General features: G+C 32.4%; 13 protein-coding genes. 9 read left to right on the top strand and 4 right to left on the bottom strand.

Going from position 1 to position 15,138, the window contains the following annotated elements; genetic code table 11:
* Positions 1 to 15 precede the first annotated feature (15 nt).
* From mnmG to KA833_RS11755, 8 genes are all read left to right on the top strand, one after another.
* Positions 16 to 1,893: a tRNA uridine-5-carboxymethylaminomethyl(34) synthesis enzyme MnmG gene (mnmG, locus tag KA833_RS11790; RefSeq protein WP_046207169.1), complete on the top strand. Its 1,878-nt coding sequence runs from the start codon at positions 16 to 18 to the stop codon at positions 1,891 to 1,893.
* 1 nt (position 1,894) lies between these two features.
* Positions 1,895 to 2,620, top strand: coding sequence for a 16S rRNA (guanine(527)-N(7))-methyltransferase RsmG (rsmG, locus tag KA833_RS11785; RefSeq protein ID WP_046207168.1), 726 nt, complete (start codon positions 1,895 to 1,897; stop codon positions 2,618 to 2,620).
* A 35-nt stretch (positions 2,621 to 2,655) separates the two neighbouring features.
* Entirely contained in the window at positions 2,656 to 3,492 is an 837-nt protein-coding gene (locus tag KA833_RS11780; protein ID WP_046207167.1) for a ParB/RepB/Spo0J family partition protein, read from the top strand.
* A gap of 261 nt (positions 3,493 to 3,753) precedes the next feature.
* Complete coding sequence (locus KA833_RS11775) at positions 3,754 to 5,214, top strand: carbon starvation CstA family protein (RefSeq protein WP_046207166.1); 1,461 nt, start codon at positions 3,754 to 3,756, stop codon at positions 5,212 to 5,214.
* Positions 5,215 to 5,482: 268 nt separating this feature from the next.
* Positions 5,483 to 6,049, top strand: a complete 567-nt coding sequence (locus KA833_RS11770) for a helix-turn-helix transcriptional regulator (protein WP_064209816.1) — start codon at positions 5,483 to 5,485, stop codon at positions 6,047 to 6,049.
* Positions 6,050 to 6,288: 239 nt separating this feature from the next.
* A complete protein-coding gene (gene glpT, locus KA833_RS11765) occupies positions 6,289 to 7,647 on the top strand; it encodes a glycerol-3-phosphate transporter (protein WP_046207164.1) in 1,359 nt (452 codons plus the stop codon).
* Positions 7,648 to 8,057: 410 nt separating this feature from the next.
* Positions 8,058 to 8,489, top strand: a complete 432-nt coding sequence (locus KA833_RS11760) for a universal stress protein (protein WP_064209818.1) — start codon at positions 8,058 to 8,060, stop codon at positions 8,487 to 8,489.
* Positions 8,490 to 8,820: 331 nt separating this feature from the next.
* Complete coding sequence (locus tag KA833_RS11755; protein ID WP_225792164.1) at positions 8,821 to 10,416, top strand: BCCT family transporter; 1,596 nt, start codon at positions 8,821 to 8,823, stop codon at positions 10,414 to 10,416.
* A 448-nt stretch (positions 10,417 to 10,864) separates the two neighbouring features.
* Here KA833_RS11755 and KA833_RS11750 read toward each other — a convergent pair whose 3' ends face one another.
* The 3 genes from KA833_RS11750 to KA833_RS11740 are packed head-to-tail and all read right to left on the bottom strand — an operon-like array spanning position 10,865 to position 13,250.
* A complete protein-coding gene (locus KA833_RS11750; protein WP_192946338.1) occupies positions 10,865 to 11,014 on the bottom strand; it encodes a FeoB-associated Cys-rich membrane protein in 150 nt (49 codons plus the stop codon).
* 12 nt (positions 11,015 to 11,026) lie between these two features.
* Positions 11,027 to 13,021, bottom strand: coding sequence for a ferrous iron transport protein B (gene feoB, locus KA833_RS11745; RefSeq protein WP_046207161.1), 1,995 nt, complete (start codon positions 13,019 to 13,021; stop codon positions 11,027 to 11,029).
* A complete protein-coding gene (locus tag KA833_RS11740; RefSeq protein ID WP_046207160.1) occupies positions 13,014 to 13,250 on the bottom strand; it encodes a FeoA family protein in 237 nt (78 codons plus the stop codon). The genes feoB and KA833_RS11740 overlap by 8 nt, the downstream gene beginning before the upstream one ends.
* Positions 13,251 to 13,638: 388 nt before the next feature.
* Here KA833_RS11740 and KA833_RS11735 point away from each other — a divergent pair, with 388 nt between their 5' ends.
* The gene (locus KA833_RS11735) at positions 13,639 to 13,938 is read left to right on the top strand and encodes a hypothetical protein (RefSeq protein ID WP_046207159.1); all 300 of its coding nucleotides are present in this window, start codon (positions 13,639 to 13,641) and stop codon (positions 13,936 to 13,938) included.
* A gap of 229 nt (positions 13,939 to 14,167) precedes the next feature.
* Here KA833_RS11735 and KA833_RS11730 read toward each other — a convergent pair whose 3' ends face one another.
* A complete protein-coding gene (locus tag KA833_RS11730) occupies positions 14,168 to 15,103 on the bottom strand; it encodes a helix-turn-helix transcriptional regulator (RefSeq protein WP_070038525.1) in 936 nt (311 codons plus the stop codon).
* Positions 15,104 to 15,138: the final 35 nt, after the last annotated feature.

Genomic DNA, 15,138 nt, shown 5'->3' with positions numbered 1-15,138 from the left:
AGGGAGGAAAAAAATATGGCTCAAGAATATGATGTAATAGTAATTGGAGCCGGACATGCTGGTATAGAAGCTGGACTTGCTTCAGCAAGACGTGGTGCCAAAACGTTAATGTTAACAATAAATTTAGATAATATTGCATTTATGCCATGTAACCCATCAGTTGGTGGCCCGGCTAAAGGTATAGTAGTTCGTGAAATAGACGCATTAGGTGGCCAAATGGCAAAAACAATCGATAAAACACATATCCAAATGCGTATGTTAAATACTGGTAAAGGACCAGCAGTCAGAGCACTTCGCGCACAAGCAGATAAAGTACTTTATCAACAAGAAATGAAACAAGTCATTGAAGATGAAGAAAACCTTGATATTATGCAAGGAATGGTAGATGACTTAATCATTGAAGATGAAGTTATCAAAGGTGTACGTACGAACATTGGTACAGAATACTGGGCAGATGCAGTCATTATTACAACCGGTACATTTTTACGTGGCGAAATCATTTTAGGTAATATGAAATATTCAAGTGGTCCAAACCATCAATTACCATCTATTTCACTAGCTGATAATCTTAGAAATCTTGGATTTGAAGTAGTGAGATTCAAAACAGGTACACCACCACGTGTTAACGCCAAAACGATTGATTATTCTAAAACAGAAATACAACCAGGTGACGATGTTGGTAGAGCGTTTAGTTTTGAAACAACGGAATATATTTTAGATCAGCTACCTTGTTGGTTAACATATACGAATGGAGAAACACACCAAGTTATAGATGACAATCTACATTTATCTGCGATGTACTCCGGTATGATTAAAGGTACAGGACCTAGATATTGCCCATCAATTGAAGATAAATTTGTAAGATTCAATGATAAACCTAGACACCAACTTTTCTTAGAACCAGAAGGTAGAAATACTAATGAAGTATATGTACAAGGACTATCAACAAGCTTACCTGAACATGTTCAACGTCAGATGTTAGAAACAATCCCAGGCTTAGAAAAAGCGGATATGATGCGTGCAGGATATGCCATTGAATATGATGCGCTTGTACCAACACAATTGTGGCCAACACTAGAAACTAAAAAAATTAAAAATCTATATACTGCAGGACAAATCAACGGAACTTCTGGCTATGAAGAAGCGGCAGGACAAGGCATCATGGCTGGAATTAACGCAGCGTCAAGAGTATTAGGCGAAGAAGAAGTCATCTTAAGTCGTTCAGATGCTTATATTGGTGTCTTAATAGATGACCTTATAACAAAAGGTACAAATGAACCATACCGTTTATTAACATCTCGTGCAGAATATCGTTTATTATTAAGACATGACAATGCAGATTTACGATTAACAGATTTAGGTTATAAATTAGGTATGATTTCTGAAGAACGTTATGCACGTTTCAATGAAAAACGTCAAATGATAAAAGATGAGCAAGCACGCTTAAATGAAATTAGAATAAAACCTCACGAACGCGTACAAGAAATTATTGAAGCGCAAGGCGGTTCTCGTTTGAAAGATGGTATATTAGCTTTGGAATTATTGCGTAGACCTGAAATGACGTATAACTTAATTCTAGAAATTTTAGAAGAAGAAAACCAATTACCAAGTGATGTAGCAGAACAAGTTGAGATTCAGACAAAATATGAAGGCTATATCAATAAGTCGTTACAACAAGTTGAAAAAGTAAAACGTATGGAAGAAAAGAAAATTCCAGAAGACTTAGATTATAGTAAAGTCGATAGTTTAGCGACTGAAGCACGCGAGAAATTAGCGGAAGTTAAACCGTTAAATATTGCGCAAGCATCTCGGATTTCAGGTGTGAATCCAGCAGATATTTCGATCTTATTAGTGTTCCTAGAACAAGGTAAAATACAAAGGGTGGAAAGTTAAGATGAGTGTAAAATGGTTAACTGAGCAACTCAGCACACAAGGTATCGAACTTACAGAGAATCAACAACATCAATTTCAAACGTATTTTCAAATGCTCGTTGAATGGAATGAAAAAATGAATTTAACAAGCATTACTGAAGAACATGAGGTGTATTTGAAACATTTTTATGATTCGATTGCACTCAGTTTTTATACGGATTTGACACAAGCGCAAACAATTTGTGATATTGGTGCTGGTGCTGGTTTTCCAAGTATTCCATTAAAAATTATTTATCCTAATTTAAAAGTTACAATTGTAGATTCATTAAATAAACGCATCCATTTTTTAAATCAGTTAGCAGAAGCATTAGATTTAGAAAATGTGAGTTTTGTACATGATCGCGCAGAAATATACGGGAAGGGAGACTACAGGGCGTCTTATGATATTGTAACTGCACGTGCAGTTGCTAGACTTTCCGTATTAAGCGAATTGTGTTTACCGTTAGTTAAAAAGGGTGGACAATTCATTGCTTTAAAATCAGCTAAAGGCGAAGAAGAATTGGAAGAAGCGCGTTTTGGTATAGGAGTCCTCGGTGGTAAACTTCAGGATGTCATTTCATATGAATTACCAGAAGATGCTGGTGAAAGGCAAATAATCAAGATAGATAAGAGAAGCGAGACACCAAAGAAATATCCAAGAAAACCAGGAATGCCCAATAAGTCTCCATTACTTGAAAAAGAAAAGTGATTTAATACAACTAATTTAGAGGGAGCGCATAAAATATGAAGAAACCTTTTTCTAAATTATTTGGTTTGAAAAATAAAGATGACATTGTTGGTTATATTGAAGAGGATCATAATAGTGTTGAATCTATTCATACTGAACGTATTGTGCCAAATCGTTATCAACCAAGACAAGTATTTGAGCCAAATAAGATTAAAGAACTCGCAGAATCAATAGATGAGCATGGATTGTTACAACCGATTGTAGTGCGTCCTATAGAAGAGGATATGTTTGAAATTATTGCTGGAGAGCGTAGATTTAGAGCCTTACAATCGTTGAATAAGACATACGCAGATGTCATTATCAGAGATTTAGGCGATGAAGAAACTGCAGTGGTAGCTTTAATAGAAAATATTCAACGTGAAAATTTATCTGTTGTTGAAGAGGCAGAAGCTTATAAGAAACTTTTAGAACTAGGCGATACGACACAAAGTGAATTAGCTAAAAGTGTAGGTAAAAGTCAAAGTTTTATAGCAAATAAATTGAGATTACTAAAATTAGCGCCTAAAGTGATAGAACGTTTGCGTGAAGGCAAAGTTACAGAACGTCACGCACGTGCGATGCTAAGTTTATCAGATGAAGATCAAGAAACATTAGTGGAAACGATTATAAGCCAAAAGTTAAATGTGAAACAAACTGAAGCAAGAGTAAAACAAAAAGTTGGCCCTGAAAAAGTGAAAGCGCAAAGTTTTGCATTTGAAAAAGACTTAACAGATGCACGTGAAGCGGTAGGCAAAAGTTTAGAAGAACTTGAAAAAAGTGGCATCAAGTTTGAACATCAAGCGAAAGACCATGATGATTATTATGAAATCAAAATTAAACTTTATAAAAAATAACATTTGAGGTTAATTAAACATATGACCTCCGCAAAAAGTACAACTTCGTTTTAATTTAAATGAGGTTGTACTTTTTTTATTTATTATAAATATTTATGAATTAGTTTTCATTTAAATACAAAGATTATTTTAAAAGTATTATTTATTTTATATTCCCTAAAAATTAAAAATAAATAAATAAAAAAACGTTTGTAGGATTGTAGAATAATAAAATATGTGATTAAATTAAGAAAACGCTTACATATTAAAGGGGGATTTAAAATGGTAACGTTTATTGTATCTATTATATTATTAGTTATAGGTTATTTCACTTATGGGAAGTATATTGATAAAATGTTCGGAACGAAACAAGATAGGCCAACGCCGGCATATAATCAACGTGACAATGTTGATTATTTACCTATGAAGACGTCATCAAATTCACTCATTCAGCTATTGAACATTGCAGGTGTAGGTCCGATTTTTGGACCGATTATGGGCGCATTATATGGACCAGTAGCATTTATATGGATTGTTGTGGGATGTATTTTTGCAGGTGCAGTGCATGATTATTTGACTGGAATGATTTCAATTAGAAACAAAGGGGCACACTTACCGGAGCTTGCTGGTAAATTTTTAGGTCAGGTCATGAAACACTTTGTAAATATCTTCTCAATTTTATTATTATTGCTTACTGGTACAGTTTTTGTGACAAGTCCAGCGTTGTTACTACATAATTTATTAGATGGTCGCATTGCATTAGGTATCATTATCTTTGTGATTTTTGTTTATTATATTTTGTCTACAATTTTACCTATAGACAAAATCATTGGACGCATTTATCCAATTTTCGGTGCATTATTACTCATTAGCGCAGTAGGTATAGGTTTCCGTCTTATTCAAACAGGTGCACCGATACCTGAAATTAATTTGAAAAATATGCATCCAGACGGTGCTCCCATATTTCCACTACTATTTTTTACAATTACTTGTGGTGCTTTATCTGGTTTTCATGCTACACAAACGCCTATTATTTCGAGAACGACAAACAAAGAGAAAAATGGTCGCTTTATATTCTACGGCATGATGATTGCTGAAGGTATTATAGCTATGATTTGGGCTGCTGCAGGCATGAGTTTATTTAATGGATATAGTGGATTAAATGATGTTTTAGCACGTGGTGAAGCCGCACTTGTTGTAAGTGAAGCATCACATCTATTATTAGGTTCTGTGTTTGGAACGATTGCAGTACTGGGTGTTATCATCTTACCAATTACCAGCGGTGATACTTCTTTCCGTAGTGCACGTATGATTATAGCTGATTATTTAAATTATGGTCAGCGTAGTATGTTAAAACGAGTGATTGTAGCCGCACCATTATTTATCGTAAGCTTTGGTTTGACTCAGGTAGATTTTACTATTTTATGGCGCTATTTCTCTTGGGCAAATCAAACTACAGCTGTCGTCGCCTTATGGGTAGGTGCAATGTACTTACTTATTGCGAAAAAGAATTTTTGGGTGGCAGCAATTCCGGCAGTCTTTATGACTTGGAATATTTTCACTTATATTTTAAGTCAGAAGATAGGTTTAGGTTTGGATCTTAATTTAAGTTATATTCTCGCCTTTGTATTCACAATTTTATGGATTGGTTACTTTACTTATCAATATAAAAAAATTACTGCAGGTGCTTCATTTGAATTAGATCATCCTATACCGTATCAACAACAACAAACTGTGACGTAAGTATAAAACGATGATGGATGCTGATTTTTAAAATCAGTGATAAAAGCGAGTTAAAGATGAATGACAATAATGAGAGTAAGATACGTAATTAAAACATAATTTAGTTGCGGTCTTACTCTTGTTTTATGTAAGACTAAGGGATGTCTAATAAATGCTGTAATAGCAGCATGACAAAAAGTTTTTACATAATTAAATGTGCGTATGTCAATATAATTTGGTAGTCTAAATTAGAAACACACTATAGTCTCAAGTTAAAGGAGCTTGGCAAATGAACATAGGTAATCAAATTAAATTTTTTAGACAGCGCGATCATTTATCACAAGAAGATTTAGCCGCAAAATTGTATGTTTCACGACAAACAATTTCAAATTGGGAAAATGATAAAAGTTATCCAGATATACATAATTTGTTAATGCTTAGTTCTTTGTTTCAAGTTTCTTTAGATAACTTAGTTAAAGGAGACATAGAGATTATGGAACAAAAGTTAAAACAGAGCAAATTTAATTTATGGAGTCATTTAATGATTTGGCCTATGTTATTATCCGCAATCTTAGCAGGTCCAACCCTCTACTATTGGACGCCATTATGGATTATAGCTGAAACTATACTTTTAGCGACAATGATTATTTCATCATTTAAAGTAGAATCATTAAAAAAATCGTATAGAATACAAACGTATGATAGGATAGTTGCTTTTATGCATGGAAAAGACCCTAATGATATCTATAGTAGTAAATTACGTAATACCGTAACTTTTATGTATAGTTTTATACTTTGTGTTGGGTTATTTATAATACTTGTGCTATTAAGTATGTATTTTTTTGATGTATTGTAATAGTTATTTTTCGTAACGCCTTGTAGTTAAAGATTTATTATAACTACGAGGTGTTTTATTTATTAAATATATGATTTTTTCAATCGTATACACTACGCATGAGCAAATATTATTTCTTATAGAATAATATTCAAATTTTAATAATAGTATTGCTTTACCACCCGGGAAATATTAATATTAAGTAAATAATTTGTAAATAAAATATTAAGAAAAATGATTGCTAATTTAGGGGTGATTGTATGTTTCGTTTTTTAAAACCGGCAAAGCATGTGGATCCTTTACCATCTGACAAGGTAGATGATACATATAAAAAATTACGATTACAGGTTTTTTTAGGTATTTTTATCGGTTATGCAGGTTACTATTTGTTGAGAAAAAACTTTTCATTAGCGATGCCTTCTTTAATTGAAGATGGTTTCAGTAAAGGGGAACTTGGTATCGCACTTTCAGCGATTTCAATCGCTTATGGTTTTAGTAAATTTGTAATGGGCACCGTAAGTGATCGCAGTAATGCACGTGTATTTTTAACATTAGGTTTGTTACTGACAGCAACTGTTAATTTATTGCTAGGATTCGTACCATTCTTTACTTCTAGTATTACAATCATGTTTATTATGTTATTTCTAAATGGATGGTTTCAAGGTATGGGATGGCCGCCATCAGGTCGTGTACTCGTACATTGGTTTAGTGTAAGTGAGCGTGGTAGTAAAACGTCTATTTGGAACGTAGCGCATAATGTTGGAGGAGGTCTAATGGCACCGATTGCAACATGGGGCATTTCTATGACTGCGCTTTATAATTTTGGTTATTTAAGAGGGTTTGAAGGCGTTTTTATTTATCCAGGGTTATTGGCGATTGTTATTGCAATTATTGCATATTTTTTGATCAGAGATACTCCTCAATCACAAGGCTTACCACCTATTGAACGTTTTAACAAAGATTATTCAACGACGACGCATGAAACACTTGAAACAGAGTTAACAACAAAAGAGATATTGTTTAAATATGTATTAAATAACAAGTGGGTGTGGGCGATCGCCTTTGCTAATATTTTTGTCTATTTTGTACGTTATGGTGTACTAGATTGGGCACCTACTTATTTAAGTGAAGAAAAACAATTTAATTTAAACGAATCAGGGTGGGCTTATTTCCTTTATGAATGGGCTGGCATTCCAGGAACACTATTGTGTGGCTATATTTCCGATAAAGTATTTAAAGGGCGTCGTGGTCCAGCAGGTTTCTTCTTTATGCTAGGCGTTACAATCTTTGTATTGATTTATTGGTTGAATCCACCAGGTCATGCATGGTTAGATAATTTATCATTAATTGCAATAGGATTTTTAATCTATGGACCAGTGATGTTAATTGGTTTACAAGCTTTAGATTATGTACCTAAAAAGGCAGCAGGAACAGCTGCCGGTCTAACAGGCTTATTTGGTTACTTATTTGGAGCTGTGATGGCAAACATTGTTTTAGGTTTTGTCGTACAACATTTTGGATGGGATTTTGGTTTTGTTTTATTAACCATTATTAGTATTTTAGCGATGTTAAGTTTTATTTTAACTTGGAATAAACGAGGACAAGAACAAGTACATTAAAAATAAGCAACATATGGCGCGAGTGTGAGGTCAACTGAGTGATATTGACTTCATAGTCGCGCCTATTTTTATAAACGAAAATCATTTTAGAAATTATTCGAGTAACGGTTAGTTGTTCATGTAAGCAATAAACCATAGGTATTATTAAAAGAAGAATATTAATAATTGAAATATTATGTTAATAATGGTTATTTAATGAATAATTTATATAAAAATGTGGTAATTAAATAATAAGTGAGTACACTAAAAATTTTTATGGTATCGATACTTCATTGTTTCAATATAAAATGCGGCTCAATACGTTAGTTATTTCATTAGTAAAATACGCATTAAGGCACCAAAAATATATTTAAACGAGCAAAATTGCATGTGCTGTTTTGTATCAGTTTAATTAAGAAAGGTGATTGATTATGTATAAAAATATTTTACTACCATACTCTTTTGATAATGATTTCGATAACATTCCTGAAAACTTAGCAAAATTAGTCGGCGAAGATTCCACTGTAGTTGTTCATAATGTCATGACTGAAAATGATTTATTAGCGAGTGTACGTTATGAAAATAAACATAAAGAAGATATCATTAAAGAAAAAGAAGAAGAGCTTTCTCCATTTCTTGAAAAATTAAAAGCACAAGGTATTAATTATAAAGTCGCTATCGAATTTGGACCTGTAAAAGATACCATACTTGAGAGAATTAGTTTTGGGGATATGGATGTAGGTGATTTTGATTTAGTAGTAATGAGTAACCATCGCGTGAGTATCGATATCAAACATGTACTTGGAGATGTTACGCATAAAGTTGCTAAAAGAAGTCCTGTACCAGTACTGATAGTGAAATAACATCAAAATTATGTATTGAAATGCTTTTAATGTAGTAACACGCGTTATAATTTCTCAAAAACATCATATTTTTAAGACTAGATTGTAATACTAAAATTATTTTCTAGTCTTTTGTTTTGAAATTAAAATATGCACAAGTTTATTTTAAAGTAAATGATTTTATCTTTCATAAATATATTTTTAGAAATATTGAACTTTTAGTTTTAGTTTTGTAACCCTTTGATGACGGCTTTAACCGCATTTTATTATATTAAAACAAGCTTTGCTGCTGTTGTTTTAATATATAAAGTCTGTTATTCTGCCTAATGTTCAATTATAAGGGAGGTTACTAATTTTGGAAAATAAACAACATAATGCTAATGGGAAGAAACTGTCTTCTGTTTTTACTTATAGTATTATTATTACCGCAATAGTTGTATTATTGGGTGCAATCTTTCCAACTCAGTTTAATGAAATAGGGACAAATATTACTGGTTGGATTACTGAATACTTTGGTTGGTATTATATGGTTATTGTAGCACTCATGATATTCTTCTGTGTTTTCTTAATATTTAGTCCAATCGGAAAATTGAAATTGGGAAAACCTGAAGATAAACCTGAATTTAACACAATTTCATGGTTTGCGATGCTATTTAGTGCTGGTATGGGAATTGGTTTAGTATTCTGGGGAGCAGCTGAACCAATCAGTCACTTTGTATCACCACCATCTGGAGAGCCACAGTCAGCACATGCTTATAAAGAAGCTTTAAGAGGCGCATTTATGCAATGGGGCTTCCATGCATGGGCAGTATATGGTGTTGTAGCATTAGCGTTAGCTTACTTCCAATTTAGAAAAAATGAACCTGCATTAATTTCAAAAACATTACGTCCAATTTTCGGAAATAAAGTAGACGGTCCGCTTGGTACTGTTATTGACGTAGTATCTGTTTTTGCCACAATTGGTGGTGTTGCAGTATCACTAGGTTTAGGCGCTATGCAAATCGCAGGTGGTCTAAACTACCTATTTGATATTCCGAATAATATTGTGACACAAGGTATTATTATTGTGATTGTTACAATCTTATTCTTAGCGAGTGCTTGGTCAGGTTTAAGCCGTGGTATCCAATATTTAAGTAACGCTAATATTGGTTTAGCTGGCATAATCTTATTGTTTATTTTTATTGTAGGACCAACTGTTCTTATTTTAAATATGCTAACAAGTTCAACAGGTGAGTATTTAAATACGTTATTATTTAACATGTTTGATACGGCACCATTAGATCCACAGAAAAATGAATGGATGAAATCGTGGACGTTCTTCCAATTAGCTTGGTGGATTAGTTGGAGTCCATTTGTTGGTATATTTATTGCACGTGTATCTAAAGGACGCTCAATTAGAGAGTTCGTATCTGGAGTTATGTTAGCACCGGTACTTGTAAGTCTAGTTTGGTTTGCAGCATTCGGTGTTCTAGGTATCGAAACTGCGAAAGATAATCCAAAAATATTTGATATGCCTCCAGAAACTGCATTATTTGGTGTGTTTAATGAAGTACCGTTAGGCTTTGTGCTGTCCATTGTGACATTGCTATTAATAGCAACATTCTTTATTACGTCAGCCGATTCAGCGACTTTCGTATTAGGAATGCAAACAACATTTGGTTCATTAAACCCATCAGCTATGATTAAAGTGGTTTGGGGTATTGCGCAAGCATTGATTGCATTTATCTTATTATTCTCAGGTGGAGATAATGGATTAAATGCTCTACAAAATATGGCAATCATGACCGCCTTACCATTCTCTATCATCATTCTTTGTATGATGGTCAGCTTCTATAAAGATGCGAATAAAGAACGTAAATTCTTAGGTTTAACACTATCACCAAACAAACATAGATTAGAAGAATATACGAAAATTGCAGAAAATAGAAGCGGCAATAAATCAGAGTAATTATTAAATATAAGAAATAACTGGGACATAAATTTCAATCTCAAAATAGAGGACTAATTCGTTTGAAAAACGAATTAGTCCTTTTTGTATGAAAAATGTTTTGATTTTGTTCGTGCATGCTTGCCTTGGGATATGACTCGAGCCTGTAATCTCTCGCTCATATTATTTTCCAGGATTTCATTAAAGTGCAAAATTGCGACTCAGCAAAACAATCGTTCAAAATGAGTAACTAATTGTATAACAACAAAACAAACGTCAACATCTATTATAGAAATAGGTGTTGACGTTTAGGCTTAATACAAAAATATTAAATACTCATCTTTACAGCTATTTTAAAACGTAGAACTTTTTTATTTTATCTTTGTGATGTGAATCGAACAGTATAAAAAGATTTTAGCATGCTGCCATTTTTACAAAAATTGATGAATCTATCAAAATTGATTGAGCGTCATAATGTTTTCTTTCCTGTACTACATCCACGTTTAGAGCCACAAGAATTACATTTACCTGCTTTGGCTTTCTTGAAAAAGTTGAATAATGTAAAAACAACATAACTAATAATAGCTAGTAAGATAATTACATTGATAATAATCGTCATTAAATCACATCCTTAATAAAATAATAATCCAATTTGATAAAAGACAAATGAAAGTAAATATGCAGTGATTAATGGATATGCTACAGCCAATATAGTCCATTTAAGAGAATATGTTTCTTTACGAATGGTCGCGACCGTAGATAAACAAGGAATATATAGCAAGATGAAAATCATAAACGAATATGCTGATAGTGGTGTGAAATGACTTTGTATAATATTTACAAGACCAGCTTCGTCTGATGCATAGATAATTGCCATCGAGCTAACGATAACTTCTTTTGCTAAGAATCCAGGTATTAACGTAGCACCCGCCTGCCATGAACCAAAACCTAATGGCGCAACTAATACAGCAAAGAAACTTCCAATTGAATGTAAAAAGCTATCATTAACATCGACATTGAAACCACCGGGACCGGTATAATTCAATAGCCAAATAATTACTGAACCAGCAAAGATAAATGTTCCTGCTTTTTTAACAAAACCTTTAGCTTTTTCCCATGTACTTCTCCACAGTGTTTTGACTGAAGGTAATCGGTAAGTAGGTAATTCGACAATAAATACAGAATCATCATTTTTTAATACTGTTTTCGTTAGTAATACACTTGTTAATAAAGCGACGACGATACCAAGTACGTATAAACTTAAGACGATGAGCGCCTGATGAGATTCAAAAAATACACCTACAAACAGTGCGTAAACGGGTAATCTCGCTGAACAAGACATAAATGGTGCAATCAAAATCGTTGTAAGTCTTTCTTTTTCACTTTCAATGCTACGCGCCGCCATAATACTTGGCACGTTACAACCAAATCCAATAATCATTGGTATAAAAGATTTACCACTAAGGCCAAAGTATTCCATAATACGATCCATTAATATTGCAATACGAGACATATAACCAGAGTCTTCTAACAGAGAAATGAAGAAGAAAAGCACCAGTATTTGTGGCACAAATACAAGTACTGCACCCACACCAGCAATAATACCGTCATTGATCAAATCTTGTAAAAATGGAACGAGGCCTAACTTATCCATCAGGTTGGATACTGTATCTGTAAAGGTACCGCCTAAAAATTCATCTAATGCATCGGATATAGGTGTTCCAATCCAAGTGAATGTAACGTGGAAAATAAGCCACATAATGATTAAAAAGATTGGGATACCTAAATATTTATTTGTTAAAATACGATCTATACGATGAGTGAAATATTGTCGTTCTTCATCAGGATATTCAACTGTATCTTTTAAAATATTGTCTATATATGTATTGCGTGTTGCTTGTATTTCATCTCGTATAGAATTATCTAATTCTTCTGATAAATTTTGACGCAATAATGTTATTTCTTTCAAAACAGCGTCATCTAAAAAGTCATGAATTTTTGGATTTTCTAATAAAAATTGTATTGAGATAAAACGTGCCAATTGTTTATCAATAGAGGTGCTAGATGTTAAATGTGATTCAATTTGTGATATTGTAGCTTCAATGTGCTTACCATAATTTAATTTTAATGGTCTATTTTTGGATAAGCCATTGTCTTTCAAAGAATCTAATAATTGATGTGTGCCTTTTCCATTTCTTGCTATTATAGGTAGTAGTGGCAATTTTAATTTTTTCATAAGTGCTTGCTGGTTGATACGAATACCACGTTTTGTAGCAACATCAACCATATTTAATCCAATAATTAAAGGTGCACCTAATTCCATTAGTTGAACTGTAAGCTGCAAATTACGTTTGAGTTGGCTGGCATCTATAATATTAATCATGCCAGAAAATTGACTATTCAATAAATAATCAGTAACAACCATTTCGTCTTTTGATATAGGTGATAATTCATAAATACCTGGTAAATCAACGAGGTCTCCAATATGTTGTTTGAGACGACCTACTTTTTTCTCTACAGTTACACCACTCCAGTTTCCTACATATTCGTATGTGCCAGTCAATGCGTTAAATAATGATGTTTTTCCAACGTTAGGGTTCCCTAAAATACAATAACTGTTAGTCATTGGCTTCCTCTAATTCGATCTGACATGCATCACAGCCACGAATACTTAAGCATTGACCATTCACTTCTAATATACAAGGACCCTTGAACAAGCACTTTTGTTTAATTTTTAACTTCGTACCATTCACTAAACCAAGTGCATTTAACCGATGACGCATGTGTTGATTTTTAATGTTCATTTCTTTGATTTTGTAACTCTTTTTTAAGTCTCCACTTTTTATGCTTAACATAAAACTCACTCTTTCTTATAATGAGATAATAATAATCATTATCAATTATACTATTATGTCAAATATAATAGAAGTAAATTTTAATATAATTCTGTGAATGTTTTGTTAAGCATTATTGCCTGTAACATATATTACTTTGTTTTTTTGATTTTAAAAAATAAAAAGACAAATCATTGAGCAAAGAAATTGCTATCACTAAGATGTAATATTACACTTAAATTAAACAATAACTATACTAAGTATGAGATGAAATAACTCAGTCAAAAGATGTTTGGAAGATTAACTGGTGTTCAATGCTTTTGAGTTTCGGATATGAATCATAAATCGTTATATGAAAATATATGTGTGTTTAAAAATTGAATTACATATTGAGATAGGAGGGATTCAAATGGTTATCCGTGATAATAAACGCATAAAAGTAAAACGTTTAAATGAAACGCGCTCAAGTGGGATTTCTGTCATGATTGAAGAAGGTGGTTTGGGAGCTGACCAATATTATCAAATTGAAAAGCAAAATGCGAAAACATCTGAAGAACACTTACATCAATTTGAACATGAAGTAAGTGAAAAAAATAATGCTGAACTGATTGATTTGTTAATTATAAATGCGCAAGAAAGTACGAATAAAGCGTATAGTGAGGCGTTAAAGACAATTCAGCAAGAAGTGTTAAACCGAATGAAATCATAAATATTGTATTTAAACCAAGATTTAATAAATAAGAAGATAACCAAGACTATTGATATAACTATTTACAGTTGTATCAATAGTCTTTTTAATATTTAAACATAGGTAAGACTTAGGGTACGCTAAATTAAGTACTGCAGAAGTGAAATAATATTCAAATTAAAGTAGGCCAACCACGATAATACAATCAACCATAAGGTATACAGCTATAAAAAGCCATGCAACACAGATATTACTCGTATTTGTCGATGATATTGTTCAATTTATTTAAATAAGCTTCTTTTAGTTGCTTAGGATATATGATATGGACATTTTCACCTAAAGCAATTAAATAATTCACCATATAATCCAGTTCTTCAATATTATAACCACCAGTAATATAAGGTGTACCTTTTATATATTCTAAGTTCATATTGGGATAGTTGTTTTTGGAATATTGCTCTACTCCAAATGGTGTGAGCTGACATTTAAATGTGACATTATGATAGGTGCTTTCATATTGTTTTTGAAATTCAGCAAGTTGTTCTTTTGTATAGTTATTTTTTCTCGAAAGATTGATTGTTAATTGTTCGATATAATCACATCGAAATGTGCCCCATTTGTCATTTTTTATATCATATGCGCTACAGAACCATATGCCGTTTCTATAAAACAACTCATAAATCTGTAATTCTGTATCAATTTTTTTGTATTGTGTATAACGGATGTGAACGGTTTGTTCATAGATGATAGATTTTAAAATACTAGATAAATATTTTACATGACTGACAGGTGGTACATTATGATAAGTAACAAAATCTAATGTTTTCAAGATCTTATGTTGCTGTTCCGTTGGTATTGTAGCTAATAATTTTTCACTGATTTGTGTATAAGATTTTTGAAAAGGTGTTGTAGATAATAAATCTAAAGCTTTAAGTGCAAAAAAGATTGCTAATACTTCATCATTATTAAAATATATGGGTGTTAACAAATTCTGTGAAATGATTTTATATCCGCCATAGCGCCCGTTTTCTACATATATACTAAGGCCCATGTTTTCTAATTCTTGTACATCTCTTAACGCTGTTCTTTTTGAAATATTAAATTCTCTCATTAAATCAATTAAATGAAAAGCATGTTTGTTACTTAAAAAGATAAGCTCTTGATTTAATCGTTCAGATTTTTTCATATTTTCTCCTTTAAAGGTGACTTATTTAGACACCA

The sequence above is a fragment of the Staphylococcus sp. GDY8P67P genome (genome assembly GCF_017892545.1).
GTDB classification, from domain to species: Bacteria; Bacillota; Bacilli; order Staphylococcales; family Staphylococcaceae; genus Staphylococcus; species Staphylococcus ureilyticus.
The sequence above is the reverse complement of the archived record's forward strand: the minus strand, read 5'-3'. Positions and strand labels throughout refer to the sequence as shown.

What these genes read in the sequence shown, in the direction of transcription:
- KA833_RS11770 (WP_064209816.1), top strand. Translation starts at nt 5,483, where the DNA reads ATGAACATAGGTAATCAAATTAAATTTTTTAGACAGCGCGATCATTTA.
- KA833_RS11750 (WP_192946338.1), bottom strand. Translation starts at nt 11,014, where the DNA reads ATGACGATTATTATCAATGTAATTATCTTACTAGCTATTATTAGTTAT.
- rsmG (WP_046207168.1), top strand. Translation starts at nt 1,895, where the DNA reads ATGAGTGTAAAATGGTTAACTGAGCAACTCAGCACACAAGGTATCGAA.
- KA833_RS11740 (WP_046207160.1), bottom strand. Translation starts at nt 13,250, where the DNA reads ATGTTAAGCATAAAAAGTGGAGACTTAAAAAAGAGTTACAAAATCAAA.
- KA833_RS11780 (WP_046207167.1), top strand. Translation starts at nt 2,656, where the DNA reads ATGAAGAAACCTTTTTCTAAATTATTTGGTTTGAAAAATAAAGATGAC.
- KA833_RS11760 (WP_064209818.1), top strand. Translation starts at nt 8,058, where the DNA reads ATGTATAAAAATATTTTACTACCATACTCTTTTGATAATGATTTCGAT.
- mnmG (WP_046207169.1), top strand. Translation starts at nt 16, where the DNA reads ATGGCTCAAGAATATGATGTAATAGTAATTGGAGCCGGACATGCTGGT.
- KA833_RS11775 (WP_046207166.1), top strand. Translation starts at nt 3,754, where the DNA reads ATGGTAACGTTTATTGTATCTATTATATTATTAGTTATAGGTTATTTC.
- feoB (WP_046207161.1), bottom strand. Translation starts at nt 13,021, where the DNA reads ATGACTAACAGTTATTGTATTTTAGGGAACCCTAACGTTGGAAAAACA.
- KA833_RS11735 (WP_046207159.1), top strand. Translation starts at nt 13,639, where the DNA reads ATGGTTATCCGTGATAATAAACGCATAAAAGTAAAACGTTTAAATGAA.
- glpT (WP_046207164.1), top strand. Translation starts at nt 6,289, where the DNA reads ATGTTTCGTTTTTTAAAACCGGCAAAGCATGTGGATCCTTTACCATCT.
- KA833_RS11730 (WP_070038525.1), bottom strand. Translation starts at nt 15,103, where the DNA reads ATGAAAAAATCTGAACGATTAAATCAAGAGCTTATCTTTTTAAGTAAC.